This window comes from Kitasatospora sp. NPDC114501 (assembly GCF_055633695.1).
Window position 1 is genome coordinate 180,710 of sequence record NZ_JBVKDS010000012.1, and the last position, 26,484, is coordinate 207,193.

Genomic DNA, 26,484 nt, shown 5'->3' on the forward strand with positions numbered 1-26,484 from the left:
GCGGTATGTTCGGGGTGGGTCTCCCCGCGAGGGGCGGGCCCACCCCGTCCGCATGCCCGTCCGCACCGAACCACCGGGAAGGCCGCCCGCCGTGACCGTCCGCATCGCCACCTGGAACATCAACTCCGTCACCGCGCGGCTGCCCAAGCTCCTGGAGTGGCTGGAGAGCGCCAAGCCCGACGTGCTCTGCCTCCAGGAGCTCAAGTGCGCGGCCGACGCCTTCCCGTACGAGGCGGTCCGCGAGCTCGGCTACGAGACGGCCGCGCACGGCAACGGCCGCTGGAACGGCGTCGCGATCCTCTCCCGGCTCGGCCTGGACGACGTCGTGCGCGGCCTGCCCGGCCAGCCCGGCTACCTCGCCGACGGCGCCCTGCTGCCCGAGCAGGAGCCGCGCGCCATCGCCGCCACCTGCGGCCCGGTGCGGGTCTGGTCGGTCTACGTGCCCAACGGCCGCGAGGTCGGCCACGCCCACTACCAGTACAAGCTGGAGTGGCTGGAGGCGCTGCGCGAGGCGGCCACCGAGGACGCGGCCGGCTCCCGCCCGTTCGCCGTCCTCGGGGACTTCAACATCGCCCCGACCGACGAGGACGTCTTCGACGCCGCAGCCTTCGAGGGCCTCACCCACGTCACCCCGGTCGAGCGGGCCGCGCTGACGGCCCTCGGCGAGATCGGCCTCCAGGACGTGCTGCCCCGCCCGCTCAAGTACGACCGCCCCTACACCTACTGGGACTACCGCCAGCTGGCCTTCCCCAAGAACCGGGGCATGCGGATCGACCTCACCTACGCCAACAAGCCCTTCGCCGACGCCGTCACCGACAGCTACGTGGACCGCGAGGCCCGCAAGGGCAAGGGCACCTCGGACCACGCGCCGGTCGTGGTGGACCTCGACCTCTGAGCCCCCGCGGGCGTCACGCCGGGTCACGGGCCGTAACCCGAACGGTCGTGAGCGCTGGCCGAGCACGGGGCGGGTGCCTACCGTCGGTGAATGACCGGATGCAGTCGATCGACCACGTGGACATGGAGTCCCCCGGCTGCGCCCGAGAATCCCGGAGGTTCCGGCATGCGCCCCATGCGTACGGCCGCCGCCGCCCTGATCGGCGCGACGGCGCTGACCGGCCTGACGGCCCCCCTCGCATCCGCCAGGGACGGCTCGGCCTCGGTCAGCCCGTCCCAGGCCGCACCGGGCCAGACCGTGACGGTCACGGTCTCCTGCGAGAAGTCGGACAAGCCCGACGCCAAGACCATCACCGCCCGCTCCGCCGCCTTCGAGGGAGGTCCGGCGACCCTCACCCTCGGTCCCGACGGCAAGCACAGCGGCTCCGCCCGACTGGCCGGCCAGCACGCCGGGGACAGCAAGGTCGACGGCACCTGTCCGGACGGCGGGGCCTTCGCCACCAGCGTCACGGTCACCACGGTGGCCGCCACCACCCCCGACAAGGGCACCGACAAGGGCCCCGCCAAGAGCCCCGACAAGAGCCTCGGCGAGTGGGGTGAGGCGGCGGGGGAGTGGGCCGGTTCGCTCGGGCAGTCCGGCGCCGGCAGCCAGCAGGTCGCCCCGCACGGTGCCGTGCAGACCGGCCTCGGCGGCTCCGTCGCGGCGGACCCGGCGGAGCTCGCCGGCGGCCTCGCGCTGGTCGCGGGCGGGGTCGGCGGCTTCTGGCTGCTACGCAGGCGCGGTGCCTGACGGCCGCGCCGCCGTGCGCCTCGGCGCACCCCCTGTGCCGCGCCGCTGGAGCCCGACGGGACCGGCGGCGCGGCGGCGTGTCAGGCGGTCCGCGGCTCGGTGCCCTCGCGGTGCGCCCGGTCCTGGTGCCGGAGCGTGCCGTCGGCCAGCAGGTACTGGGCCAGCACGTAGGTCGCCATGATCCAGAACTGATGGCCCGGCAGCTCCCGCCACTTCGCCAGCTGGGTGGCGATCAGGGTGTCGGAGAGCAGGAACAGCGCCCCGCCCAGCCCGGTCCGCCAGCCCAGCCCGGCCGAGGTGACGGCCGTCGAGGCGAGCAGCAGGCTGTAGCCGGCCACCGGGACGCGAAGGTCCCCGAGGTCCGGCCAGAGCTGCCCGACCAGGGCGACCCAGGCCGTCGCGTACGCGGCAGCGACCACCAGGGCCCGGCGGCGGTCGGTGAGCGCGCCGCGCTGGACGAACATCGTCACGTAGCAGACGTGCGCCGCCGCGAACGAGCCCATGCCGGCGAGGAACGCGGGGTCGTTCTTCAGCTGGAGCAGCACGTCCCCGCCCGCGCTCAGCAGCAGCGCCGGTGCCAGCAGCTTCGGTGCCTCCCGCCCGGCCTGCCTGGCCGCCGCCACGCTGTGCGCGGCCAGCAGCGGCATCAGGGCCGGCTTGGTGGCGTTCCGGAGCACCGAGGCGCCGGAGGCGATCGCGCCCAGGTGCGCCGCCGAGGTGGCCGCGAAGCCGCCCAGCAGGCCGGTGGCCGAACGCAGCCGCGCGGTGAGGCCGGCGCGGTCGGTGGTACGGACGGTCATGCGTGCGCCTCTCGGTGATCCGCTGCTTCGGACCGACCCTAGAGGAGCCGGACCGGCGGCGGAAGGGCCGGTTACCGGCGCGTAGCCCCGGCGGGGCGCGGCGGATGACGGGTGGCCGGGGAGCGGAGCGCGGGCGCCCGCTTCGAGGGCTCCTGCGGAGAGTTCCTCAGGAGGGCGGTTGCTGCCGTCGGGTGGCCCGGGCACCGTCTAGTCTGGACCTCGACATGAATCAGCAGGACTACGCGGTCGGTGCCACCCGGGTGGCCGCAGGCAGGCCGGACGGGCGCATGGGCGGGGCAGGACGGGCAACCGCCGACGCCGTCCTCGCCGTACGCGAAGCCGGTCCTGGCGCCGGTCCTGGCGCCGGTCGTGACGCCCGTCCAGGGCCCGCTCCTGCCGCCGGGGCCGGAGCCGGCCCCGGGTCCCGTCCCGCCGCCGGTCCCGCTGACAGGGCACCTGGGACGGCCGCGGCGCGCGGTGCTGACGACCCGCAGGTGCCGGGCCGCCAGGCCGCCGGCGCGACGCTCTCGCCCGACCCGGGACTGCTGCGCCTGGCTCACTGGTTCGCCGCCGCCACCCCCGGCACCGCCGACGACCTCTGCACCGCCTCCTTCGGCCTCTACCCGGCGCGCCACCTCGGCGCCGCCGCCGAGCCCGCGGCTGATCCCGGCGTCAGCTGGTGGCACGGCCCCACCGCGCACTGCGCCGTGCCCGTACGCGCCCGCGAGGACCGCGCCGAGGGCGGCCTGCGCCGCGCCCGGCGCGACGACGCCGCGCTGCCCGTCGTCCGGTCAGGTGCCAAACCGGGCGGGCCGGGTCGGCACCGCAGGCCCGAGCGCACCCGGGTGACTCCGCTCGCCCCGGTGGCGCGGGACCGTTCCGCCGAGGAGCTCCCGGCGGCCGAACGCCGGATCGCCGCCCGGCTGTTGCTCGCCCACCCGCTGGTCACCGCCTCCGGCCCGCACGCCGACGGCTTCCCGTTGATCCGCCGTCACCGCGACTGGCTCGCCGAGCGCTTCGACACCCTGCTCGGCTACCGCCTCGTGGTCGGCCCCTGGCACGCCCGGCTCTGCAAGGCCGGCCTCGGCCCCGGCGCCGCCCGCCGCCTCGAACACCCCGTCACCGGGGCGCCGTTCACTCCGGCCGGGTACGCCCAACTCGCCCTCGCGCTGGCCCTGTTGGTCGACGCGCCGGAGGAGCTGGGCTACCGGCGGCTGCTCGACGCGATGGACGCCGCCGCCCCCGAACTCGCCGCCGAACCGGCCGACCTCGCCATGGCGCTGGCCGCGCTGGCCGACTGGCAGGTGCTCGGCGAGCTGCCGTCCGACCCGGCCGACGACTCCTTCGTGCTGACCGTGGACCGCGAACTCGCCCGCGCCGTCCCGGCCGGCCCGCCGGCCCTCGCCGACGACGCCGCCGACCTGATCCGCCGGGCCGCCGAGGCCGAGCCCGCCACCGCCGTGCGCCGCCTGCTCGCCGAGACGCCCGCCGTCCTGGCCGCCGACCTCCCCGAGGACCACCGCGCCTGGCTGCGGGAGCACCGGCTCAGCGCCCCGGCGGTGCTCGCCGAGTTCCTCGGCCTGGAGGCCGAACTGCGGGCCGAGGGCGTCGCCCTGCTCGACCCGGCCGCCGAACTCACCGACCTCGCCCTGCCCGGCGCCGGGACGCTCTCCCAGGCGGCCCTGCTGCTGGTCGAGCGCCTGGTCGAGGAGGTCCGCCCGCTGCCCGGCGAGACGGTGAGCGGCGACGTCCCGATCCCGGACGCGCTGATAGACGGCGTCCTCGGCGACATCGCGGACGAGTACGGCCTGCCGGCCCGCTATCTCGCCGACCGCACCGCCCTGCGGCGCGACGCCCTCGACCTGCTCCACCGCCTCGCCCTGATCGTCCCCACCCCCCATCCGACCCGCCCCCCGGCCTGGCGGCTGCGCCCGCCCGCCGCCCGCTACGCCCCGGCCCCCGACCTCCACCCCACCCCGGGCACCGGCCGCCACTCCCGCCCCGGGCCGCTGATCCCGCCCCCGGCCGGCCCGCGCGCCGAACAGTGGGCGTAGCAGCGGGCGCGCCGACGGCGGGCGCACCGGCGGCGCTCGGCGCGCCGGTCGTGCGGCCCTGGAGCGGACAGTGAGAAGCACCGGGTCCGGGACGGGACCGCGGTGCCGGGTGGTGCGGGTCTACTCGCCGGCGGAGGCGCTGGCGAGGGGGCCGTGTTCGACGGTTTCCACGGTGGCGCCGACGCCCAGGGTGCCGAGGGCGATGGAGGCGAGGACGGCGGTGGCGGCGAGGAGCCGGCGGTGCCGTCGGGGCAGGGGGAAGCGCGGTTCCTGGTCGGGCGCCTGAGGGTTGGCGTTCATGACAGGGAGGTTTCCAGGGCGGTGTGAACGGTCGGTACGCGCGGGTGAAGTCCGGGCGGGGCTTGGGCGTCGGTTGGCCGCGTACGCCCCACCCTCCGACGGGCGGGGCGTACGCGCTGGTCAGCGCCGTGTGCCGGACTCGCCGACGACCTCCCGGACGGCGTCCCGCAGGCCGTGCGGCGGGTGGAAGCGGGACGGGCCTGCGGCCGGGTCCGCGCGGAGCTCCTTCACCAGCGAGACGCAGAGCAGCAGCATCACCACCACGAACGGCAGCGCGACCAGGATCGTCGCGTTCTGGAGCGCGGTGAGCCCGCCGGCCAGCAGCAGGGCCGCCGCGACCCCGCCCATCAGCACGCCCCAGACCACCACCAGCCAGGTGCGCGGATGCAGCGAGCCCCGGCTGGAGAGCGAGCCGAGCACCAGCGAGGCCGAGTCGGCGCTGGTGATGAAGAAGGTCATCACCAGCAGCACCGCGACCACGCTGGTCACCGAGCCGAGCGGCAGCGAGCGCAGCATCTCGAACAGCGAGGCCTCCGGGCCCTGGGGGATGGTCGCGACCAGGTCGGCCGCGCCGGTGGTGGCCAGCCGGATCGCGGTGCCGCCCATCACGCAGAACCAGATGACCGTCGCCCCGCTGGGTACCAGCAGCACGCCGAGCAGGAACTGCCGGACGGTGCGGCCGCGCGAGATCCGCGCGATGAAGGTGCCGACGAAGGGCGCCCAGGAGAGCCACCAGGCCCAGTAGAAGATCGTCCAGGAGCCGAGCCAGCTCTCGTCGGTGAAGGCGCCGGTCTGGGTGGACATCCCGAGGAGGTCGGAGAGGTAGCCGCCGACGGAGGAGGGGATCGCGTCCAGGGCGAACACCGTCGGGCCGAACACGAAGACGAAGAGCATGATCAGCGAGGCCAGCACGACGTTGGCGGTGGACAGCCACTTCACGCCCTTGTGCACCCCGGAGAACGCCGAGACCACGAACGCGGCGGACAGCGAGGCGATGATGACCAGCTGGGCGTTCTGGGTGTTGCGGACGGAGGAGATGTAACCGAGCCCGTCGGCGACCTGGAGCGCGCCGAGGCCGAGGCTGGTCGCGGAGCCGAAGACGGTGGCGAACACGGCCAGCAGGTCGATCGTCCGCCCGGCCCAGCCGTCCGCGCCGCGCTGTCCGATCAGCGGGACGAAGGCGGCGGAGATCCGGTTGCCCCGGCCCTTGCGGAACGTGGTGTAGGCGAGGGCCAGGCCGCCGACCGCGTAGATCGCCCACGGGTGCAGGGTCCAGTGGAAGAGCGAGAACTCCAGGGCCTGCTGGGCGGCGGCCGCGCTCTGCGGCTCCAGGCCGGAGCCGGGCTGCGGGGTGGCGAAGAGCTGGAGCGGCTCGCCGACGCCGTAGAACATCAGGCCGATGCCCATGCCGGCGCTGAACATCATGGCGATCCAGGCGAGGCCGGAGAACTCGGGCTCCTCGTCGTCGCGGCCGAGCCGGATCCGGCCGAAGCGGCTGAACGCGAGCAGCACGCTGAGCACCAGGAAGACGTCGGCGGCCACCACGAACAGCCAGCCGAAGTTGTGCAGCACCCAGCCGAGCGCGGTGCCGGAGGCGCGGCCGAGCGAGTCCTCGGCGAAGACGCCCCAGGCGACCACGGCCAGGACCAGGACGGCGCCGATCCCGAACACCGCCCGGTCGGCCGGAAGGGTCGCGGCGGGTTCGTCGGGCTCCTTCGCGGGCTGGTCGGGCTGCGGCGGCGGGCTGCTCATCGGATGGTCCCCTCGACATACTCGGCGCGCTCGGCACGCTCGGAATCAAGCTGTATGTCGCACTATGTCCAGTTCCCTCCGCGAGGGGCGGGACGGCGCGCCGGGGAGGCGCCGGGTCGGGACCTACGTCCCGTCAGGCCGCCCGCTCCTCGGCGTAGTCGTGTCCGTAGTCGTGGCTGTGGCCGGGTGCGTGGTCGGCTGAGAGGTCGCGCCCGGAGCCCTGCGCGGTGTCGAGGTAGTGGGAGAGCGCCCGGCGGCTGCGGGTGAGGTCGTCGATCCGGGAGTCCAGGTCGGCGAGTTCGCCGCGCAGGGTGGCGAGCAGCTCCGGGCAGGCCTCCAGGACGGGGACGGGACCGGTGGCACAGGGCAGCAGCTCGGCGATGATCCGGGTGCTCAGGCCGGCCGCGAGGAAGTGGCGGATCTGCCACACCCGGACGGTGTCCTCCTCGCCGTACTCGCGGTAGCCGGCCGCCGTGCGGTCCGGCCGCAGCAGTCCCTGCTCCTCGTAGTAGCGGAGCAGGCGGGTGGACACCCCGGTCAGGCGGGCGAGTTCTCCGATGCGCATGACCGGGCGAACGCCGCAGGCCACCGGGGTGTTCCCGACGGAGGTTCAGCCCGTGAGGAACTCCGGCACGAGGTCGCGCAGTTCGGGCCGCGCCTCGACCACCGGGAGGTGAGCGGGGTGGCTGACACGGGTTGCTCCTCCGCGGGCCGGGGTTTCGCCGACAGCGGGAACGGTAGGACTTCACACCGGTGAGAAGGTCAAGCCGGGGAGCGCGAGCCCGTCCACGACGGTCTCCGGGTCCCGACCGGGCCCCGTCCGGGCCCCGACCGCGGTCGCACGTACCGCCGAACCGCCTACGCTGAAACGGAAGGAACGCCGTTCATGGACGACAAGGTCCGCACCCCGAACGAAGCTGCCCCGACGCAGGCCATTCCGACGCGGGCCGCCGCGAGGCGCGAGGCCCCCGCGCGCGCCACCGCGAGGCGCGCCGCGCGGGACGGTGGCCGCGCCGACGGCGTGGACCGCCGGACGCTGCTGCGGATGGCCTCCGCCGCCGGGGTGCTCGCCGCGCCGATCCCGGCCGTCCCGCTGCTCGCCGCGGGCCGGGCGGTCGCCGAGGAGGCGCCCGGGCCGGTGCCCGGGATCGTCAAAGCGCTGCCCGCCGAGTGGTTCGTGGCGCACGGCACCAACGCCGAGATGCGCTGGGACGCCTTCCGGGACGCCGACGGCGACGCCGTCGTCGGCCGCCACGTTCCGGTGGAGCGGTTCTTCGTCCGCAACCACACCAGCACCCCGCTGATCGACCCCGACACCTGGCGCCTCAAGCTCTTCGGCAGCGGTCTGCGCGGCGCGCCGACGCCCGAGCGCCCGGTCGAGTTCGGCCTGGACGACCTGCGGGAGCTGCCGTCCACCCGGATCAGCGCGCTGATCGAGTGCGCCGGCAACGCCCGCAGCTACTACCCCAGGCAGCAGAACCAGCCCGTCCCGGGCACGCCCTGGACGCTCGGCGGCGTCGGCTCGGCGAGCTGGCGGGGCGTGCGGCTGGCCGAGGTGCTGCGGGCCGCCGGGCTGACCCGGGCGGCGGTGGACGTGCTGCCGGTCGGCCTGGACCCGGACTTCGTCGCCGGCGGCACCAACTACGGCCCGGTGCGCCGCCCGCTGCCGATCGCCAAGGCGCTGGACGACGTGCTGCTCGCGTACGAGATGAACGGCGAGCCGCTGACCCCGGACCACGGCGCCCCGGCCCGGCTGGTGGTGCCCGGCTGGGTGGGCATCGCCTCGATCAAGTGGGTGGGCCGCATCGAGGTCGCCGACCACCCGCTGTACTCGCCGTGGAACACCGACTTCTACCGGATGTTCGGCCCGGACTACCCGCCCGGCGGCGGGGAGCCGCTCACCACGCAGGTGGTCAAGAGCGCCTTCGAGCTGGCCGCGGGTGCCCGCCTGGCGGCGGACCGCGAGCACCGGCTGCACGGGCGCTCGTGGTCCGGAAGCGCGGCGGTGCGCCGGGTCGAGGTGAGCGCCGACGGCGGCCGGACCTGGCGGCGCGCCGAGCTGCGCGACGAGCCGCGGGCCGGCGGCTGGACGCGCTGGAGCATCGACTGGCGCCCCGAGCGGCCCGGTCCGTACGAGCTGCGCGCCCGCGCGACGGACCGCCGGGGCAACACCCAGCCCGAGCGGTCGGTCTTCAACCGGGAGGGCTACCTGTTCGGCGCGGTGGTGGCCCACCCGGTGACGGTGGTCTGAACCGCCGCCCGGCGGCTCATCCGGTGGACTGGACCTCGTACGGGGCCGGGTAGCGCGTCTCGTACGGGGTCAGCACCAGCCGCACCACGTCCTCCAGGCGCCGCCGGGCGTCCCCGAGGGTGGTGCGGCCGGTCACCCAGGCGGTCAGCTCCCCCTGCCAGGCGTGGGCGACGATGTGCCGCACCAGCTCGCTCGCGGCGGCCGGCACCTCGGCCGTCACCGCCTGGAGGGCGGTGCTGTCGGCCCGGGCCATGCCTTGCAGCGCCTCGCTGGCGAACGGGTCGGTGGAGGCCGCCACGGCCACCCGTAGCCGGGCGAGTTCCGGCTGCCGCTGGTAGGCCCGCATCCCGCCCCGGACGAACCGGACCGCCCGGTCGGTGGCCCCCAGTCCGGCCCTCGGCCCGCGCAGCTCGGCCACCAGGTCGGCCAGCAGCAGGCGATGCCACTCGGCGATGGCCGCGGCCAGGAGGTGGTCCTTGGAGGAGAAGTAGCGGTACGCCGTCCCCAGGGCGACTCCGGACCGTTCGCAGACCTGCTTCATCTGCATCCGCTCGACGCCGATCTCGTTCACCAGGGCGAGCGCGGCCGCGATCAGGCTTTCGCGGCGTTCGAGCTGACGCGGAGACATCGCCTCCACCGGCCGTGGTGACAGGTCAACCTTGGTCACCCGCACCATGATACGGGCCGGGGCCGCTCAGGAGTATGACGCCGTCCGGCCCCCTTCCGTTCGCCCGGAGGTCACCGGGGTCCCGGGGGGTCGCGAGGGGCGTCACGAGGGGCGTTACGACGGGCGTCACGCGGGGAGTCACGAGAGATCGCGGATCAGCGCCTCCTGGACGGCGGAGGCGACCAGCCGGCCGTCCAGGTCGTAGAACTCGCCGAGCGCCAGGCCCCGGCCGTCCGAGGAGGACGGGCTGCGCTGGGCGAAGAGCAGCCACTCGTCGGCCCGGAACGGGCGGTGGAACCACATCGCGTGGTCCAGCGAGGCCATCAGCAGCCGGGGCGGCTCGGTGCGCTGGAAGAAGTTCGGCTGCACGTTCAGCCCGGCGGTGGAGGCCAGGGTGAGGTCGGACAGGTAGGTGAGCGCGCCGGCGTGCAGCAGCGGGTCGCCGTCCGGCAGCGGGGAGGCGGTGCGCATCCAGACGAAGTGCTGGAGCAGCCCGGGGACGGCCGGCGGCAGCCCCGGGGCGTCCGCCGGGACGAACCGCACGTCGAGGTCGCGGAAGCCGCCTGCCGCGGCGATCGACCGGCGGACCTCCTCGGGCAGCCGGGCGACGGCGTTCGGCAGCGACTCCGGGCGGGGCAGCGGCGGGACCTCGCGCTGGCGGTCGGCGGCCGGCTCGGGGTGCTTGAAGGAGGCCGAGAGGGTGAAGATCTCGTTCCCGTTCTGGACCGCCGTCACCCGGCGGGTGGTGTACGACGTGCCCTCGCGGACCCGCTCGACCAGGTAGTCGATCGGCCGGGCGGGGGAGCCCGGCAGTAGGAAGTAGCCGTGCAGCGAGTGCACCGGGCGCCCGCCCTCGCAGGTGCGCCCGGCGGCGACGAGCGCCTGCGCGGCGACGTGGCCGCCGAAGGCGCGCATCGGGGCACCGGCGTGGCAGTGGCCCCGGAACGTGTTCTCGTCCAGCTGCTCGATCTGCAGCAGCTCGGCGAACGGGGCGGCCGGCCGGGCGTGCCGTTCGGCCCGGAGGTGCGGTTCGGTGAGGTTGGTCACGAGGCCATAGTGGCAGAAGCCAACCGTCCGGTGGTGTGACCTGGGTAACGCCCTCCCGGTCCCCGTTCGATGGCTTCGTTGCCATAGAACACGTTCCAGTCCGCGGGCTTCCCGAGGGTTTGTCAGTGTCCTCACCTAGCGTGCTCGGCATGACGCAATCCGCACAGGCGTACGCCTATCTGCGCCCGTCGGCCGTCCTGGACGGCGCCGACGGCCGGAGCCTCGACCTGGCCACCTCCGGCGGCGCCACCCCGCTCGGCGCCGCCGCCAACCCGCGTTTCTTCGCGGGCTTCCTGGCCGATCCGGCGCCGGCCGCCGCGGCGCTGCTCGCGGTCGCGGACGTCGCAGCCGCGCGCTACTACCAGCCGCAGCTGCGCGCCTCGCTCGACCCGGTGGTCACCGCCAACGGGGACCGGCTGCGCTTCGAGTCCTTCTCGGGCTGCTGCGGCGTCTACGCCCGGCTCGACGTGCTCCGGGCCGGGCTCGACGGGGACGAGATCGGCCACGGCACCACCAACGTGGACGTCAACAACCCGCTGCGGGAGGCGCTGACCAGGATCGGCCCGGCCGACCCGCTGCACCTCGCGGTCGGTCCGGACGCGCTGGAGGTCACCAGCTTCGACGGCCCGCTGGTCGAGAAGAAGGTCCCGCTGCCGGAGCGCTGGCTGCGCGGCTTCGCCGAGACCCAGGTGGTCGCCGCCGGCTTCGAGCCGCGCGCCGAGCTGCCCGCCGCCGAGGCCGTCCGGTTCCTGCGCTCGCTGCCGCGCGGCGGGCGGGCCGGCGTGGGCTGGGTCCTGCCGGCCGGGAAGACGCTGCGGCCGACCACCCGGCCGGTGCCGGGGGCGGTCTGCCTGCCCGGGCCCGAGCGGCTGGTGGCGCTCCAGCGGGTGCTGCGGCACGCGCTCGCCCTGCGGGTGTACGGGCCGGTGGCGGCCGGCGAACCGACCGCCTCCGCCTGGGAGGCGGTGCTGCCCGGCATGCGGCTGACCCTGACGCTGTCGCCGAACGCCGCCCGGGGCTTCTCCGGCGAGGGCGGGGTGCTCGACTCGCTGGCCACCGGGACGGCCGAGCGGGACGCCGAGCTGATCGCGGTGCTGCTCGCCTGGGAGCCCCGGATCGAGGTCGGGGACCTCGCCGCCCAGTCCGGGCTGAGCCCCGAGCGGGTCCGCGCCGCCCTCACCCGGCTGGGCACCGCCGGACAGATCGGCTACGACACCGCCGAGGCCGCGTACTTCCACCGGCAGCTCCCGTACGACGCCGGGCGGGCCGAGGCGGCCAACCCCCGGTTGCGGGCCGCCCGGGCGCTGGTCGAGGCGGGCGCGGTGCGGCTGGAGGAGGGCGGGGCGACGGCCGTGGTCACGGTGGACGACCACATCCAGCGGGTGCGGGCGGACGGGTCGGGGCGGCTGAGCTGCACCTGTCTGTGGTGGGGCAAGTACCGGGGCGGGCGCGGGCCGTGCAAGCACGCGCTGGCGGTCGGGATGGTGCGCGAGTCGGCCGCCGGGGCTGTCGGAGGCACCGCGGCTGCCGGGGCTGCCGGGGCTGGGGAGACGAAGGGGGCCGGAGCGTGAGCGCGACGTCGGGCGCCGACCGGCAGGGGCCGGTCGACGAGCTGCTGACGGCCGTCCGCTCCGGGCGGCTGGCCCGGATACCGGAGCTGCTGGCCGGATTGGACGCGGCCCAGCGGCGGGCCTGCCTGCCCGCCCTCAAGGAACTGCGCAAGGAGTTGCGCCAGGACTGGTCGCAGGAGGCGGCCGCGGTCAGGAGCAGGCTGCTGGTGGCCGGGGCCGGCTGCCACGCCGGTCCGGCCGCCGCCGCCACCTGGCTGGCCGCGGGCGACTTCAGCGGCCGCGACTGGGCCCGGAACTCCGCGCTGCACCACGTCATCGAGGCGCAGCCGGTGGAGTGGCAGGTCGAGGTGGTCACCCGGCTCGCCGCCCGGCCGGCGCGGACCTGGGGCTGGTCGATGTACCCGGTGCTGGAGACCGTGGTCCGGCGCACCGGCTGCGAGGTGCCGCGCGGCGAGTCCTTCGTCCGGAGCTGGATGGACCGCGCCGGCGAGCGAAACGGCCCGCGCCCGACCCTGGCCGCGCGGCTGCGCAAGGACGCCTTCACGCCGGTGCTGCTGCCGGAACTGTTCGAACTCGCGGACGTCGGCTACGCGCTGACCTTCCGGGGCAGCCCGCGCCCCGGCGACGTCTGGACGGAGGCGATCGGCGAACTGGCCGCGGACGGCACGATGGACCGGGCCGAGCTGCTCGACCGCTGCCTGGCCCGGCTGCTGCGCGGCGGCAAGCCGGCCGACCAGCGGGCCTTCCTGGAGGTGCTGCGGGCGCTCGACCCGACGCCCGAGGAGTACGCGGCCCGGGTGCGCGACGTGGTGGCGCTGCTGGACGGCCTGTCGGTGCTCGCCGGACACGCCCAGGAGGTGCTCGCCGGGCTGGACGAGGCCGGGCTGATCGAGCCCGGGGTGCTCACCGAGGCCTCGGCGGTGGTGCTGTTCCGGAGCGAGAAGAAGCTGGTCCGCGCCCAGCTGACGTGGCTGGAGAAGGCCGCCCGGCGCGCCCCCGAGCGCTCCGGCCCGGTGGTGCTGGCCGCGGCCGAGGCCTTCGGCCACCCGGACGCGGCCCTCCAGGAGCGGGCGCTGAACGTGGTGGCCCGTCACCTGAAGGCGGCGGGGGAGGCGGTGGTGGCGGAGCTCCGGGCCGCCGCCGAGGCGCTGAACCCGGTCCACCACCGGCGCGCGGGCGAGCTGTTCGGCGCGCCGGTCGGCGGGGGCGGGGACGACCCGGACACCGGGTGGGACGACTTCCTGCCGCCGGCCCCCGAACCGCGCCCGCTCGGCGCGCCGATCGCCTCCGCGGCCGAACTCGCGGAGGAGCTGTCCGCCCTGCTCGCCGCGCGCGAGCCCGGCGTGGCGGTCTTCGAACGGGTGCTGGACGGGCTGGTCCGGCTGACCCACCGGGACCGGCAGGCGCTCGCCGAGGCGGTGGAGCCGGTCCGCCGGGCGCACCCGTGGCGCGGCACCAACGGCTGGGGGGACTGCACGCCCCGGGAGATCCTCTACGTGGTGGCGGCGGTGGCCGGTGAGACGCCGCCGTGGAAGCTCTGGGACTACCTCGGCGGCAGGAGCGGCTCCGCGCTGCGCGGCCCGCGCACCACCGTGCACGGGGCCGTCCTCGCCGCCCGGCTGGACGAGGTGGCCCGGCAGATCTTCCAGGCCACGCTGCCGTACCTGCTGGCCACCCCGACGGACGCCACCGGTGCCCTGGACGCGGCCGTCCTGGTCGAGCGGATCGCCGGGTACGAGGCAGCGGGCGTCGCGCCGGGGAAGGCCGACCTGTGCCAGGCCCTGCTGAGGGTCGGCGGTGCGGACGGGACGGTGCTGCGGGCCGCCGAGGCGCTCGGCTCACCGGCCGGGCGCCGGCTGGCGCACTGGCTGCGCACCGGCGGGCTGCCCGGGCAGCCGTCCGAGCGGGTGGTGTTCGCGCCCGGCCAGGGGCTGAAGCGCACCAACCTGTACGGGGACCGCTGGTGGGAGGAGATCGAGCGGATCGCGGTCGCCCAGCCGGGCATCGGCGCCGGGCCGAAGGGGCCGGGCGGCGAGCGGCTCACGGCCGAGTTCCGGGCGCTGCTGGACGGCACCGAGCCCAGCGTGGCCCGGGCGCGCAAGGTGCACGACTGGAGCTGGCGGCCGGTCGAGCACTGGTTCGCGATGCTCCCCCGGCACCGGGAGGAGCTGGCGGCGCGCTGGCTCGACCCCTTCGCCGAGGGCGCGGACCGGGACGAGCGCGGCGCCGCCCGGTACCTCCCGCTGCTGGCCGAGGCCGACAGCCCGGCCGGGCTCGCGCTGCACCTGGCGCTGGCGTACGGCCTGGGCGCCCGGCACGCCGAGGACCGGACGGCGGCGGTGGACGCGCTGCTGGTGCTCGCCGCGCGCGGGGACCTGGACGGTGCGCTGCTCGGCCGCGAGCTGGGCGTTCTGGTGGCCTGCGGCACGGTGATGGCCGGCCGGCTGGGGGCGGCGCTCGCCATGGCGGCGGAGACCGGCGCCCGGGGGACGGTCTGGTCGGTGCTCGGCCCGGCGCTGCCGGGGCTGCTGGGGGAGGCCGACCCGTCGACGCGCGGGCTCGGCGACCTGGTCGCGCTGGCCACCGACTGCGCCCGGCGGACGGGGGCCCGCGGGCCGGTGGCCGAGGTGACGGCGGCGGCCGAGCGCGGCGGCTCGGGCCGGGTGGTCAAGGAGGCACGGGCGCTGCGGGACGTCCTCGCGGGCTGAGGAGGGGGCGGGGAGCTGCTCGGCGGGTCCGGTGGGCTGGGCGGGCCGGGCGGGCTCGGTGGGGCTGACGGCGAACAGATGTCAGCTGACAACTTTCAGCGAACAGATTTCAGCGAACAGATTTTGAAATCTGTTCGCTGAAAGTTGTCGTCTGTTCGCGCGCCTCGCCCGCCCCCGCAGCCGCCGCCGTCTCCTCCGCCGCCTCCTCCGGCCGTTCGCCGACCAGCGGCGAGGTGCCGCGCGGGGCGGCGGCGACGGCGCGCCACCACAGGCGGAGGGCCGGCGGGTCGGCGGGTTCGAACGGTTTCCCGGGCCGGGGCACCGCGAGCCGGGCGCCGAGCGCCTGGGCGGCGGTGACCACCCGCTCGGCGGGCTCGTCCCAGGGGTGCAGCGCGAGGTTGAAGGTGCACCAGTGGATCGGCAGCAGCAGCCCGCCGCCCAGGTCCAGGTGCGCCCGCACCCCCTCCTCGGGGGTCATGTGCACCTCGGGCCAGAAGTCGCTGTACGCGCCGACCTGCATCATCGTCGCGTCGAACGGCCCGAGCCGGCGGCCGATCTCGGCGAAGCCGGGGAAGTAGCCGGTGTCCCCGCTGTGGAAGATCCGCCGCCCGCCCCCGGCCACCACCCAGGACGCCCACAGGAACAGCGCGCTGGTGCGCGGCCCGCGGCTGCAGTAGTGGCGGGCCGGCGTGGCGGTCAGGGTCAGCCCGGCGACCTCGGCCGACTCCCACCAGTCCAGTTCGACGATCCGTCCGGCCGGTACGCCCCAGTGCTCCAGGTGAGCCCCGACCCCGAGCGGGACGGCGAACACCGCGCCCGTCCCGATCAGGGCCCGGACGGTGCCCATGTCGAGGTGGTCGTAGTGGTCGTGGGAGACCACGACCACGTCCACCGGCCCGAGTTCGGACAGTGGCAGCGGCACCGGGTGCAGCCGCTTGGGCCCGGTCCAGGAGAAGGGGGAGCAGCGCTCGCCCCAGACCGGGTCGAGCAGCACCCGCCGTCCGCCGATCTCGGCCAGGACGGTGGCGTGCCCCAGCCAGGTCAGCCGCAGGCCGGACTCCGGCGGCGCGGCCAGGTCGCCCGGGAGCAGCCGGTGCACCGGGACGGCGGCGGTCGGCGTCCGGCGGGTCTTGTCCCCGGTCAGCTGGGCGCGGGTGATCTCCAGCGGGCTGCGCTCGTACACCAGGCGGCGGGTCGGCACCGGGTTGCGGAACGCCCCGTCGGAGAACTGCGGGGAGCGGCGGATGCGGGCCAGCCGTTCGCCCCGGGGGTCGGCGCCGAACGCGTCGGTCCGGACCCGGTGCCAGGCGGCCCGGGGCACTCCGGCCAGACCGGGGACGGCGCGCTCGGCGGCGGGGTCGGTGGACGGCGGGACGAACAGCGAGGCCAGACCGGCGAGGCGGGAGAACCACGGGGCGGGGCGGGGCACGGCTCCTCCAGGGACGGTCACGGCTACCCGGCATGCCGGGGTCGCGGCGCAGCGGCGGGTGGGGCTGCTGCGATACGACAACCATCTCGTCGGAGATTACTCGCCATGGGCCGTCCGGACCTGGTGGAGGGCCCGGCGCGGTCCAATCGGCGTACCGGCGAGGGCCGCGCGGCCCGCCGTCGGGCAACCGCCGGACAGGCGTCGGTCAGGCGTAGAAGCGGGTGATCGTCTCCGCGACGCAGTGCGGCTTGGCGCTGCGCTCGCTGGTGAGAGTGAACCGCACCACCGCCTGGACCCCGCCCGGCACCTCGGTGGCCGAGAGCAGCTCGGCGGTGGCCCGGATCGCCGTGCCCACCGGTACCGGCGCCGGGAAGCGCACCTTGTCGGAGCCGTAGTTCAGCGCCATCCGCACACCCTCGACGGCGTAGCACTCCTTCGCCAGCACCGGGATCATCGACTGGGTCAGATAGCCGTGCGCGATGGTCGAGCCGAACTGGCTCTCCTTGGCCCGCTCCGGGTCCACGTGGATCCACTGGTGGTCGCCGGTCGCCTCGGCGAACAGGTCGATCTGCCGCTGCTCGATGGTGTGCCACTGGCTGGTGCCCAGCTCGGTGCCGACGGCGGCGGTCAGTTCGGCGAGGGAGGCGAAGGTCGTCACGGTGCGCTCCTGGTGGGGGACGGGCCCGGGCAGGGATCAGGACGCCGGAAGCGTATGCCTACCCACCGGTATCTGTCAGGAGCCGAGCGGAAATCCGCTGCCCAACGGCCGGCGCGCCTGGCGGCCCGGCAGGACCGGTCCGGTCGGGAACAGTCGGCGGCCGCTCACCAGCTCCGGAACCAGCGCGACGAACAGCGGCTCCGGATCGCCCACCCACGGCCGCAGGCCGGAGCGCAGCACCCGCCGGACCTGCTCGGGATCGCTCACCACGTCGGCCCGGCCGTGCACCAGCACGCTCCACCCGGTGCGGGTGACCGGGTCCAGCAGATCCGCCTGGAAGGCCACCACCGTGCCGTCGAGCCCGCGCGCGGTGGCACTTCCCCGGCGCACGGCCAGCACCAGCCGCCCGTCCAGGACCTCGAAGGAGACCGGCAGGACGGCCGGCAGCGCGTGCTCGGTGTACACCACGCGCCCGACGGGCACGGTGCTGAGCAGCCGCAGGCACTCGGCCTCGCTCAGGGTCTCCACACGGTCCTCACGCTCCATGCGTCCGATCGTCCCCGGTCGGTGCGCTCGTCGATAGGGCCCATGGTCCCTGAGCGGACGGGTCGGGAGCCCCGTCGGCGGCCGTCCGGACGGTAGCCTGCCCGGCGGGTGGAGAAACGGTGCAGGAGGGGGGACGGTCGGATGGCGGGCGGGGTCGATCTGGTGGTGATCGGGGCGGACGGCGGGCCCGACCGGACCTTCGGGGGCGCGGCGCTCGCACCGGAGGGCGCCCGGCTGCTCGCCGACGTGCTGCCCGGGATGTGCTTCGACACCGGCGCGGCCGGCTGCCGGGTCACCGCGGTGGCACCGGACGCGGACGCCAACGCGATGCTGACCGCCGTCCGGGACGCCGCCCAGCACTCGGGCCGCTGGCTGCTGGTCTGCCTGGTCGGCCAGTTGGTGGCCGACCCGCGCGGGCGCCGGCTGGCCCTGGTCGCCGCCGGCAGCACCGCCGACAACGCCTACCGCCGGGGCCTGGCCTGGGACTGGGTGGTCAGCGCCATGGTGCACGGGGACCAGGAGGAGGCGCTGCTGCTGGTCGACGCGGTGGTCGACCGGGACACCTGGTCGGCGCTGGAGCGCGGCGAGGACGGCGCGGGCGAACTGCTGAGCTACTCGAGGGTCCCGCTCTGGGGTCGGATAGGCCGCTACGCCCCGGGCAGCCGTTACGCCCCCGGCAGACGCGGCCGGGACGCCGTCCGGCCGGGTGGGGAGGGCTCGTTCAGCCGGGCCCTGACCACCGTCCTGCGCCAGGGCGTCCCGGGTGCCCCCGCGGCCGTCTCCCCGCTCGATCTCCAGCCGGCCGTGGCCGCGCTGACGGACGGTGGAGAACCGGCCGGTAGTTCGGGTGCGCCTGGCGCGCGCCTGCTGGTTCCGCCGCACGCCGGGCGGCTCCTGATGCGCAATCGGGCCGCGGTTCGGGGCGCATTGGCCGGATTGTCGCTTTCCGAGGAACTGTTGGCCGTTCTGTGGCGGGAAAGTGCCCCGACGGAACCGCCTTCCGCGTAAGGTCAGGGGGCCTGAGGTGTTGCCGTGATGGGGTGGGTTGGCGAAGAATCGATCCCCAGCGGAAACACCGGTGGGACGGCGGAATTCTCCTGGCGGCCGTGGATCACGGATCAGGTCGGTCGCAACGAGGTGGGGCCATGCGGCAGCGCGGAAATGTGTTGCGCCCTGGGGCGATTGGGGTCGGCGGGGCGGTTCTGGTGTTGCTGCTCGGCGCTTGTGCGAGCGGTGGTGCGGGTGGTTCCGTCGATCGGATCGGGTCGGCCGCGCCCACCGTCGCGGGCGTGGACCCGCTAACTCCTTCGAGTGGTTCGGTAAACGGCTCGATCGCGCCGACCAGCGGCCCGGAAGGGGCCATGGGACGACTGGCCCTGAAGGCCTATCAGGACTGGTGGCAGGCCCAGGCGGAGGTCTTCGGGCGGTCGGATTCGGACGGTTACGCACTGGAGCAGTACTCCTCCGGGCGGGCGCTGTCCGACAGTCTGGTCGGCCTCCGGCAACTGCGTGACGCGAAAGTCATGATGACCGGAACGCCGCGCAATTCCGCGGTGGTCAAGGCCGTTGATCTGAATGCCGATCCGCAGACCGCCGTGATCGAGGACTGCGTCGACCTGTCGGGCTGGCACCGCGTCGACGCCGTCACCGGGGCCGCGAGGGATCCCGGAGCGCGCCTGAACCGGTACGTCGGAACCGCGTCGCTGCGCTGGTTCCAAGCGCATTGGTTGATCTACGACTTCAAACGGGAGGTGGACCGGACGTGCTGAACGCGCGGAAACCGGCCCGGCGAATCGCGATCGCCGCGTCGATGTCGGCCGGGCTGCTGCTGTCCTCGGCGGTTGGTGCGGTCGCGGACGAACCGCCGAGCGGCGGGGCCGAGCAGTGCTACCCGAACGTGATCTGCATAGACGTCAATTCCGGTGGGACGACCCCCGTGCCCGGCGGATCGAACCCGGGCGGAGGCGGCGGTTCGGGCACCGGCCCGCAGCTGTGCGGCTACCACGGGGTCCCGTGGGCCTGCCACGACCCCCAGCTGGGCTGGTTCAACAGCGACAAGGGGTGCTACTTCCGCGCGCTGGACAACCCGCCGCCCGCCGGCGACCCGGCGTGGGACGGCCACGACCCGAAGGACGGATCGCTCTACACGAAGGTCTGCCCGCAGACCGACGGGGGCCAGGGCGGCGCCGAGATCGTCTTCGAGGCCACCGCGCCGGGCGGGCAGAACGTCAACGCCGAGGCCATGGCCATCCAGCAGGCCTACGACCAGGTCCGGTTCAGGCCGCCGGTGGGCCGCGCCGCGCCCCGGAACACGGCGGTGGTCAACGCCCCGGTCTGGCTCTGGGCCGACGACGCCGCGCTCCCCGCGCCGGGCAGCGCGTCGGTCGCGGGCATCTCGGTCACCGTCACGCCCCGGCTGGTGCGGGCGGTCTGGAGCTTCGGCGACCACCTCCAGACCTCCTGCACCACCCCCGGCACGCCGTACGACCCCAAGTACGGCGACGCGAAGTCCCCGGACTGCGGCTACGAGTTCAGGACAAGCTCGGCCCGCGAGAAGAACAGCGTCTTCAGCGCCACCGTGACGATGCACTGGGAGGCCGCCGTCGTGGTCACCGGCGGGCCGAACCCCCGGAAGTTCACGATCCCGGGCATCAACCAGAGCAGCAAGCCCTTCGACCTCAAGGTCGCCGAGATGCAGGTGCTCAACTGAGCGCGGCCGACCGGGCGCGCCCGGCCGGGTGCACCCGGCCGACCGCTCCCGACTGAACGACCCGGCGCGGGCATCCGCGCACCGACCAGCCGGACGAGCCGGCCGGACGAGTCAGAGACGAACGAGGGAAGGGCGGAACCCGGTGGAGAACCGTACGTTCGCGACGCCGGGATCCGGCACCTCCGCGGGCGCCGCGGCGTCCGTGACACTCCCGGAGCAGCCGGACCAGGGCGGCCAGGGCAGGGGCCGGGGGCGGGCGGTGCCGCACGCGCCAGGGCGGACCATGCGGGCGAGGCGGCGGCGCCCGGCGGTGCTGGCGATGGCGGTCGCGCTGATCGCGGCCGGCGGGCTGGGCGGCGCCGTCCTGTACAACAGCACCGGTCAGCGGGTCGCGGTACTGGCGCTGGCCCGGGACGTGCCGTGGGGGCAGGTGATCACCGAGGACGACCTGGTGGTCGCCCGGATCGCGGGGGACCCGGTGCTGCGCCCGGTGTCGGCCCAGGACCGGGCGAAGGCGGTCGGCATGCGGGCCGCCACCGACCTCAAGCGCGGCGCGATGCTCACCGGCTCCGATCTCGCGCAGGGCCTCTCGGTGCAGCCAGGGCAGATCGTGGTCGGGGTGTCCGCCAAGCGCAGCCAGCTGCCCGCGAGCCGGCTCCAGCCCGGCGTGCAACTGGTCATCGTCTTCACCCCGGACAACGGCCGGGCCGACTCGCTGCCCGCCACGGTGATCACCGTCGGCCGGGTGGACACCGACGGCAGCCAGGTGATCGACGTGGCGGTCGGCACGGCGGACGGGCCCCGGCTGGCGCAGTGGGTGGCCAGCGGGCGGATCCAGGTGCTGCTCGCTCCGCGCGGCGCGGCGGCGGGCGGCCCCGGCGGCGGCACCGCACCGGCCCCGGCGCCGAGCGGGGCGCCCTCGGCCGCCGCCACCAACCCCGGGGCCACCGCGCCGGGCGCCGCTCCGGGCACCGCCACTCCGGGTGGTGCCGCCGCTGGTGGCGCCCCCGCCGGTGGTGCCGCCGCGCCCGGGGCCCCGGCCGCGACGGGCGGCGCCTGATGGCCGTGATCGCGGTGGTCGGCGGCCCGGGCGCACCGGGCGCGACCACCACCGCCCTGGCACTGCTGCTGTCCTGGCCGCTGTCGCCCGGCCGGCGGATCCTGCTGGTCGAGGCCGACCCGGACGGCGGCGCGGTGCTCGCCGGCGCCCTGGAGGGCCGGGTCGAGGCGGTGTACGGGCTGCGCAACCTGGCCGTCGCCGACCGGCGCGGGCTGCTCGCGCAGACCATCTGGGAGCAGCTGATCGACCTCTCGCCCGAGGGCGACGCCGAACGGCTGCTGCTGCCCGGGCTGACCGACCCCACCCAGGCGCCCGGCCTCGCCTACACCTGGGAGCCGCTCGCCGAACTGCTGCACGGCGTGGAACAGCAGGGCTACGACGTCATCGTGGACCTCGGCCGCTCCGGCGCCACCGGCCACAGCGCGGTGCTCTCCCGCCGCGCCGACGTGGTGGTGGCGACGGTGCGCACCACGCTGCGCGGGCTGAGCTCGGCCCGGCCCCGGCTCGCCGCCCTGGCCGAGGACCTGGCGTCCGCCGGCACCGGGGCGGACGCGCTCGGGCTGCTGCTGGTCGCCGAGGGGCCGTACACCCGGGCGGAGGTGTCCCGCGAGCTGGGCCTGCCGGTGCTCGGGGTGCTGCCGCACGCCACCCGGACGGCGAAGGTGCTCTCCGACGGCGGCGACACCACCGACCGGCGGTTCATCCGCTCGGAGCTGATGCGGACGGCGCGGTCGGCGGCGGACGAGGTGCAGCTGCTGGTCCGCCGCCGGCGCCAGCGGCTCGCGCCGGGCGCGGTGCAGGGCGCGGCACCGGCCCAGCTGACGGCGGGCGGCCCGGCGGCGGTGCCGGTCGCGGCGGCGGTGCCGGCGCCTCCCGTCCCGGCGCCTCCGGTGCCGATGGGGCCGGTGCCGGCTGCGCCGATGGCGCCGCAGCCGTCGATGCCCGCTCCTGCGGCCGGTCCCGTGCCGTCGCCCGCACCCGAGCCGGGCCCGTACGGGCAGCCGGCGTACGGGCAGTCGGGATACTCCCAGCCGGGGTACGGGCAGGGCGGGTACGGCGCGACGGCCCACGGCCAGTCGGGATACGGCCAGTCGGGCTACGGGGGGACGGCCGAGGGCGAGTCGCCCTCGTACTCCCCGCCGCAGCCCGTACCGCCGGTGATCACCACCGGCCCGGTGGCGCCGCTGGCCGGGCTGGCGCCGCAGCCGGCCGCTCCGGCGCCGTTCCCGGCACACGTCCAGTCCGCCCCGTACGGCGAACCGGAAGACCAGTACCCGCTCCAGCAGCCAGTGGTGACGAACCGTCAGGACGACGTGAACGGGCCGTACCCGCACAACCCCGGGGAGGTGCTCCGTGCGCGGTAGCCCCCTGCACCAGCGTCCCTCCTCCGACCCGGCCGCGCTGCCCTGGGCCGCGCCGGTGTCCGCGCCCGCGCCGACGACCGGTCCGGTCGCCCCGCCGCACGGGTACCAGCCGGGTCCGGTCGCGCCGCAGCCCGGCCCGCCCGGCGCGGCCGGGCCCACCGCCGTACCCTCCCAGCTGCCCTCGCTGGACCTGCGCGGCGCCGCCACCCGGCCCGCCGTCGACCCGCAGGTCGCCCGCGAGCTCAAGCGCCAGGTAGCGGCCGAACTGCACCAGCAGATCAGCCGGTTGACCACCGCCTCCGGCTCCGAGCCGGACCGCGCCACCCGCCGCCAGCGCGGCCGGGCGCTGATCGAGGAGGCCGTCGCCCGGTGGTCCGACGCGTACGCGCAGACCCACGGCATCCCGCCCACCCGGGAGCAGGACCGCGCCCTCGCCGAGGCCGTCTTCGACCTGCTGTTCCGGGCCGGCCGGCTCCAGCCCTACCTGGACGACCCGGAGATCGAGAACATCCTGATCAACGGCTGCGACGACGTCTGGGTCTCCAAGGTGCACCAACCCCTGCGCCAGGTACCGCCGGTGGCCGACAGCGACGGCGAACTCGTCGAACTGCTCCAGGACCTGGCCCGCCAGCACGGCGGCGGCGAGCGCAGCCTGTCCACCGCCAGCCCGACCCTCGCGCTGCGCCTGGAGGGCGGCATGCGCCTCCAGGCGCTCACCGAGGTGACGCCCCGCCCGTACGTGGCGATCCGGCGCCACCGGGTGGCCTCCGCGACGCTGCCCGAGATGGTCGAACTCGGGACCCTGGACGCCACCCTGGCCGCCTTCCTGGCCGCCGCGATCCGGGCCCGGAAGAACGTGATGATCACCGGCACCCAGGGCGTGGGCAAGACCAGCCTGCTGCGCGCGATGGCCGCCGAGATCCCGCCGGACGAGCGGATCGGCACCCTGGAGTCGGAGTTCGAGCTCTGGCTGCACACCCTCGGTCACCTGCGCCAGGTCGTCCCGATGGAGGCCCGGGAGGGCAACGGCGAGCGCGTCGAAGGGCGCCTGGCCGGGGAGTTGAGCATCGGCGACCTCATCCCGGCCGCGCTGCGCATGACGCTCTCCCGGATCATCGTCGGGGAGGTCCGCTCCGGCGAGGTCGTCCCGATGCTGCGGGTGATGACCAACGGCGAGGGCGGCTCGATGTGCACCCTGCACGCCCGCGGCCCGCACATGGTCGTCGACCGCATCGCCGAACTCTGCCTGGAGTACGGCTCGCACATGACCGACTCGCTCGCCTACCGGCTCACTGCCAACGCCCTGGACCTCATCGTGCACGTCACCATGGTCGACGAGACCGCCGTCGGCGGCCGCCGGCACCGCTTCGTCTCCCACGTCCTGGAGGTCACCGGCCTCGGGGAGAGCGGCCGCCCCGCGCTGAACACCGTCTTCGGCCCCCGGCCGGACCTCGGTGAGCCGCGGGCCGTCCCGCACACCCCGCCGCAGTGCCTGGACGACCTGCGCCGGGCCGGCTTCGACGCCTCGCTGCTCGGTTCCCGGTACGGGAGTTGGACCACCCCGCTCCAGCTGCGGATCGGCGGTGGCGCGCGGTGATGCTGCTCTTCGCCCTCTGCGGGCTGGCGGTCGCGGGCGGCCTGGTCGCCCTGGTGACCTGGGCCCGCGGCAGCGAGTCCGGCGACGAGGACGGGACGGAGCGGGCGGCCAACCCGCTGGCCGGCCGGGTCCACGTGTTCTGGTACGGCGCCCCCGGGACGGCCGGGCACCGGATGGTGCGGCTGCGCCGCGTCCAGCTGCCGATCGCGCTCGCCGGCGCGCCGCTGGCCTGGCTGTTCACCGGCATCCCGCTGACCGCGCTGCTGGTGCCGCTGGCCGTCTTCGGACTGCCCTGGCTGTTCGACACCACCCGCCCGGACACCCACCGGATCGAGCGGCTGGAGGCGCTCTCCGAGTGGACCCAGCGGATCGCCGACGTGCTGCTGCTCGGCGTCGGCCTCAACCAGGCCATCGTCACCAGCCGGCGCACCGCCCCGGCCGCCCTGGAGGACGAGATCGGCGAACTGGCCGCCCGCCTCCAGGCCCGCTGGCGGCCGGAGGAGGCGCTGCGCGCCTTCGCCGACAGCCTCGCCGACGCCACCGCCGACAAGGTGCTCGCCGCACTCGTGCTGCGGGCCGGCGACAGCGGCCCGGGCCTGGCCCGCACGCTCTCCGACATGGCCGACTCGGTGCGCGAGGAAGTCCGCCAGCGCCGCGCCATCGAGGCCGACCGGGCCAAGCACCGGACCACCATCCGCTGGCTGGTCGGCATCATCGTGCTGGTCGTCACCGTCGGCTCCTTCAACACCGAGTACACCCGGCCGTACGGGACCTTCCTCGGCCAGGTGGTGCTCGCCGTGGTCGCCGCCCTGTTCGTGGCGATCATCGCCTGGATGCGGGCGCTGGCCTCCCACCCGCCGGTACCCCGGCTGTTGACGCCCGACCGGCGCAGCAGGAGCGGACGGCGGACCACCGCCGCGACGACCGAGCCGGCGCCGGCCGAGCAGCTCGGGGAGGTCCGATGATCTCCCCCTGGTCCGTGCTGGCCGGCGCCGTCGCGGCCGGCGGCCTCGCCCTGCTGGTCGCCGAACTGCGGCCGGCGCCACCGGACCTGCGCCAGGCGCTGGACCGGCTGCACGCCACCCCCGCCGACCGCGAGCAGGACCCGGACGAGCGGCCCCGTTGGTACGACCGGATCGGCGAGCGGTCCGTCCACCTGCGCGGGGTCTCCGTCCCGCGCCGCGAACTCGCCCTGATCGGCCGCACCCCGGCCCGGTTCATGGTGCACAAGCTGCTGTTCGCCGCCCTCGGCCTGATGCTGCCCGCCTACCTGGGCGCGATGGCCGTGCTGATGGACGTCGGCCTGCCGTTCGCGCTGCCGCTGGTCGCCGGGCCGCTGCTGGCCGGACTGCTCTGGTTCGTCCCCGACGCCATCGTGCGCGGCGAGGCCAAGGAGGCGCGCACCGAGTACCTGCACGGCATCGCCGCCTACCTGGAACTCGTCGCGATGGAACGGGCCGCCGACTGCGGCCCCGCCGAGGCGCTGCGCCGGGCCGCCGCGGTCGGGCAGGGCGCGGTGTTCCGGCGGATCCGCGACGCCCTGGAGCGCGCGGCCACCGACCGCCTCCCGCCGTGGGCCGGACTCGACGCGCTGGCCGAGGAGTTGGGGCTCAGCCCGCTCCAGGACGTGGCCGACATCATGCGGCTGTCCGGCACCGACGGCGCCGCCGTGTACGACACCCTGCGGGCCCGCGCCAAGGGCCTGCGCGGGGAGCTGCTCGCCGAGGACCTCGCCCGCGCGAACGCCGACAGCGAGCGGATGGTCGCGCCCGGGGCCGCATTGACCCTGCTGATGACCGTCCTGATCGTCTTCCCCGCCCTGCACCAGATGCTCAACTGACCGCGTTCCCGGAGCGCCCACCGCCCCGTCCCGTACCGCAAGCCCGATCGGCGCAGTCCAGAGCAGTCGGCGCCACCACCACACCACACCACACCGCCAGATCCCCCGGGAGACCCCGATGACCGTACGACTCGCCCAGCTGGCAGGCCGGGTGCTGCGCCCCGTCCTGCTACCGGTCCAGTTCGCGCTCCTGCTGTTCACCCTGCGGCTCGGCCGGCTGCGGGCCGCCCGCGCGCGCGGCGACCGCGGCGCGATCAGCATCGAACTCGCCCTCGCCATCATCGCGTTGGTCTTCGTCGCGGGTGCCGTGGCGACCGCGCTCTACCTGCTGAAGGACAAGGTCGTCCAGAAGGTCGAGCAGGACCCGAACATGCCGGGCGGCGCGGGCGCGGGCGGCGCCACCAAGTGATGCGTCCTGCTCTCCGCCGCAGGGGCGACCGGGGGTC

The 26,484-nt window shown here is 75.6% G+C and carries 24 protein-coding genes; 15 read left to right on the forward strand and 9 right to left on the reverse strand.

What is annotated here, in order from left to right; all coding sequences use genetic code 11:
• Positions 1–52: 52 nt before the first annotated feature.
• Complete coding sequence (locus ACZ7RU_RS23265; RefSeq protein WP_470342855.1) at positions 53–895, forward strand: exodeoxyribonuclease III; 843 nt, start codon at positions 53–55, stop codon at positions 893–895.
• 165 nt (positions 896–1,060) lie between these two features.
• A complete protein-coding gene (locus tag ACZ7RU_RS23270; RefSeq protein WP_470342856.1) occupies positions 1,061–1,684 on the forward strand; it encodes a hypothetical protein in 624 nt (207 codons plus the stop codon).
• Positions 1,685–1,764: 80 nt separating this feature from the next.
• Here the strand turns inward: ACZ7RU_RS23270 and ACZ7RU_RS23275 are convergent, their stop codons facing one another.
• Complete coding sequence (locus tag ACZ7RU_RS23275; RefSeq protein ID WP_470342857.1) at positions 1,765–2,484, reverse strand: lysoplasmalogenase; 720 nt, start codon at positions 2,482–2,484, stop codon at positions 1,765–1,767.
• Positions 2,485–2,978: 494 nt separating this feature from the next.
• On the opposite strand from ACZ7RU_RS23275, the gene ACZ7RU_RS23280 reads away from it, so the two are divergent.
• On the forward strand, positions 2,979–4,538 hold the full coding sequence (locus tag ACZ7RU_RS23280; protein WP_470342858.1) for a DUF2398 family protein: 1,560 nt from the start codon (positions 2,979–2,981) through the stop codon (positions 4,536–4,538).
• A 120-nt stretch (positions 4,539–4,658) separates the two neighbouring features.
• Here the strand turns inward: ACZ7RU_RS23280 and ACZ7RU_RS23285 are convergent, their stop codons facing one another.
• From ACZ7RU_RS23285 to ACZ7RU_RS23295, 3 genes are all read right to left on the reverse strand, one after another.
• Positions 4,659–4,838, reverse strand: coding sequence for a hypothetical protein (locus tag ACZ7RU_RS23285; RefSeq protein WP_470342859.1), 180 nt, complete (start codon positions 4,836–4,838; stop codon positions 4,659–4,661).
• Positions 4,839–4,958: 120 nt separating this feature from the next.
• Positions 4,959–6,590 (reverse strand): BCCT family transporter, encoded by a 1,632-nt coding sequence (locus ACZ7RU_RS23290; protein WP_470342860.1) that lies wholly within the window; start codon positions 6,588–6,590, stop codon positions 4,959–4,961.
• A gap of 133 nt (positions 6,591–6,723) precedes the next feature.
• A complete protein-coding gene (locus ACZ7RU_RS23295) occupies positions 6,724–7,155 on the reverse strand; it encodes a MerR family transcriptional regulator (RefSeq protein WP_470342861.1) in 432 nt (143 codons plus the stop codon).
• 321 nt (positions 7,156–7,476) lie between these two features.
• Between ACZ7RU_RS23295 and ACZ7RU_RS23300 the strand changes: the two genes are divergently transcribed.
• Positions 7,477–8,841 carry a sulfite oxidase gene (locus ACZ7RU_RS23300; RefSeq protein WP_470342862.1) on the forward strand — a complete coding sequence of 455 codons (1,365 nt, stop codon included), beginning with the start codon at positions 7,477–7,479 and terminating at the stop codon, positions 8,839–8,841.
• A 16-nt stretch (positions 8,842–8,857) separates the two neighbouring features.
• Here the strand turns inward: ACZ7RU_RS23300 and ACZ7RU_RS23305 are convergent, their stop codons facing one another.
• Positions 8,858–9,508 (reverse strand): TetR/AcrR family transcriptional regulator, encoded by a 651-nt coding sequence (locus ACZ7RU_RS23305; protein ID WP_470342863.1) that lies wholly within the window; start codon positions 9,506–9,508, stop codon positions 8,858–8,860.
• Between the two features lie 138 nt (positions 9,509–9,646).
• The gene (locus tag ACZ7RU_RS23310; RefSeq protein WP_470342864.1) at positions 9,647–10,555 is read right to left on the reverse strand and encodes an acyl-CoA thioesterase; all 909 of its coding nucleotides are present in this window, start codon (positions 10,553–10,555) and stop codon (positions 9,647–9,649) included.
• Between the two features lie 149 nt (positions 10,556–10,704).
• Between ACZ7RU_RS23310 and ACZ7RU_RS23315 the strand changes: the two genes are divergently transcribed.
• On the forward strand, positions 10,705–12,126 hold the full coding sequence (locus ACZ7RU_RS23315; protein WP_470342865.1) for an SWIM zinc finger family protein: 1,422 nt from the start codon (positions 10,705–10,707) through the stop codon (positions 12,124–12,126).
• Positions 12,123–14,834, forward strand: a complete 2,712-nt coding sequence (locus ACZ7RU_RS23320) for a DUF7824 domain-containing protein (RefSeq protein ID WP_470342866.1) — start codon at positions 12,123–12,125, stop codon at positions 14,832–14,834. Before ACZ7RU_RS23315 ends, ACZ7RU_RS23320 begins: the two co-directional genes overlap by 4 nt.
• Positions 14,835–14,943: 109 nt before the next feature.
• On the opposite strand, the gene ACZ7RU_RS23325 is transcribed toward ACZ7RU_RS23320, so the two are convergent.
• The 3 genes from ACZ7RU_RS23325 to ACZ7RU_RS23335 all read right to left on the reverse strand — a co-directional run bounded on the left by ACZ7RU_RS23325 (position 14,944) and on the right by ACZ7RU_RS23335 (position 17,467).
• Positions 14,944–16,164, reverse strand: a complete 1,221-nt coding sequence (locus tag ACZ7RU_RS23325) for an MBL fold metallo-hydrolase (protein WP_470342973.1) — start codon at positions 16,162–16,164, stop codon at positions 14,944–14,946.
• 304 nt (positions 16,165–16,468) lie between these two features.
• Positions 16,469–16,921, reverse strand: coding sequence for a MaoC family dehydratase (locus tag ACZ7RU_RS23330; RefSeq protein ID WP_387756727.1), 453 nt, complete (start codon positions 16,919–16,921; stop codon positions 16,469–16,471).
• A gap of 75 nt (positions 16,922–16,996) precedes the next feature.
• Positions 16,997–17,467 (reverse strand): pyridoxamine 5'-phosphate oxidase family protein, encoded by a 471-nt coding sequence (locus ACZ7RU_RS23335; protein WP_470342867.1) that lies wholly within the window; start codon positions 17,465–17,467, stop codon positions 16,997–16,999.
• 141 nt (positions 17,468–17,608) lie between these two features.
• Here ACZ7RU_RS23335 and ACZ7RU_RS23340 point away from each other — a divergent pair, with 141 nt between their 5' ends.
• From ACZ7RU_RS23340 to ACZ7RU_RS23380, 9 genes are all read left to right on the forward strand, one after another.
• A complete protein-coding gene (locus tag ACZ7RU_RS23340) occupies positions 17,609–18,475 on the forward strand; it encodes a hypothetical protein (RefSeq protein WP_470342868.1) in 867 nt (288 codons plus the stop codon).
• A 137-nt stretch (positions 18,476–18,612) separates the two neighbouring features.
• Positions 18,613–19,236: a hypothetical protein gene (locus tag ACZ7RU_RS23345; protein ID WP_470342869.1), complete on the forward strand. Its 624-nt coding sequence runs from the start codon at positions 18,613–18,615 to the stop codon at positions 19,234–19,236.
• Complete coding sequence (locus ACZ7RU_RS23350; protein ID WP_470342870.1) at positions 19,230–20,177, forward strand: hypothetical protein; 948 nt, start codon at positions 19,230–19,232, stop codon at positions 20,175–20,177. The genes ACZ7RU_RS23345 and ACZ7RU_RS23350 overlap by 7 nt, the downstream gene beginning before the upstream one ends.
• Before the next feature lie 283 nt (positions 20,178–20,460).
• Positions 20,461–21,237, forward strand: coding sequence for an SAF domain-containing protein (locus tag ACZ7RU_RS23355; protein WP_470342871.1), 777 nt, complete (start codon positions 20,461–20,463; stop codon positions 21,235–21,237).
• Positions 21,237–22,601: a CpaE-like family protein gene (locus ACZ7RU_RS23360; protein ID WP_470342872.1), complete on the forward strand. Its 1,365-nt coding sequence runs from the start codon at positions 21,237–21,239 to the stop codon at positions 22,599–22,601. Before ACZ7RU_RS23355 ends, ACZ7RU_RS23360 begins: the two co-directional genes overlap by 1 nt.
• On the forward strand, positions 22,591–24,198 hold the full coding sequence (locus ACZ7RU_RS23365; RefSeq protein WP_470342873.1) for a CpaF family protein: 1,608 nt from the start codon (positions 22,591–22,593) through the stop codon (positions 24,196–24,198). The genes ACZ7RU_RS23360 and ACZ7RU_RS23365 overlap by 11 nt, the downstream gene beginning before the upstream one ends.
• Positions 24,198–25,163, forward strand: coding sequence for a type II secretion system F family protein (locus ACZ7RU_RS23370; protein ID WP_470342874.1), 966 nt, complete (start codon positions 24,198–24,200; stop codon positions 25,161–25,163). The genes ACZ7RU_RS23365 and ACZ7RU_RS23370 overlap by 1 nt, the downstream gene beginning before the upstream one ends.
• Positions 25,160–26,038: a hypothetical protein gene (locus tag ACZ7RU_RS23375; RefSeq protein WP_470342875.1), complete on the forward strand. Its 879-nt coding sequence runs from the start codon at positions 25,160–25,162 to the stop codon at positions 26,036–26,038. The genes ACZ7RU_RS23370 and ACZ7RU_RS23375 overlap by 4 nt, the downstream gene beginning before the upstream one ends.
• 118 nt (positions 26,039–26,156) lie before the next feature.
• Positions 26,157–26,447, forward strand: a complete 291-nt coding sequence (locus tag ACZ7RU_RS23380; RefSeq protein ID WP_401113413.1) for a hypothetical protein — start codon at positions 26,157–26,159, stop codon at positions 26,445–26,447.
• The last annotated feature ends 37 nt before the right edge of the window (positions 26,448–26,484 follow it).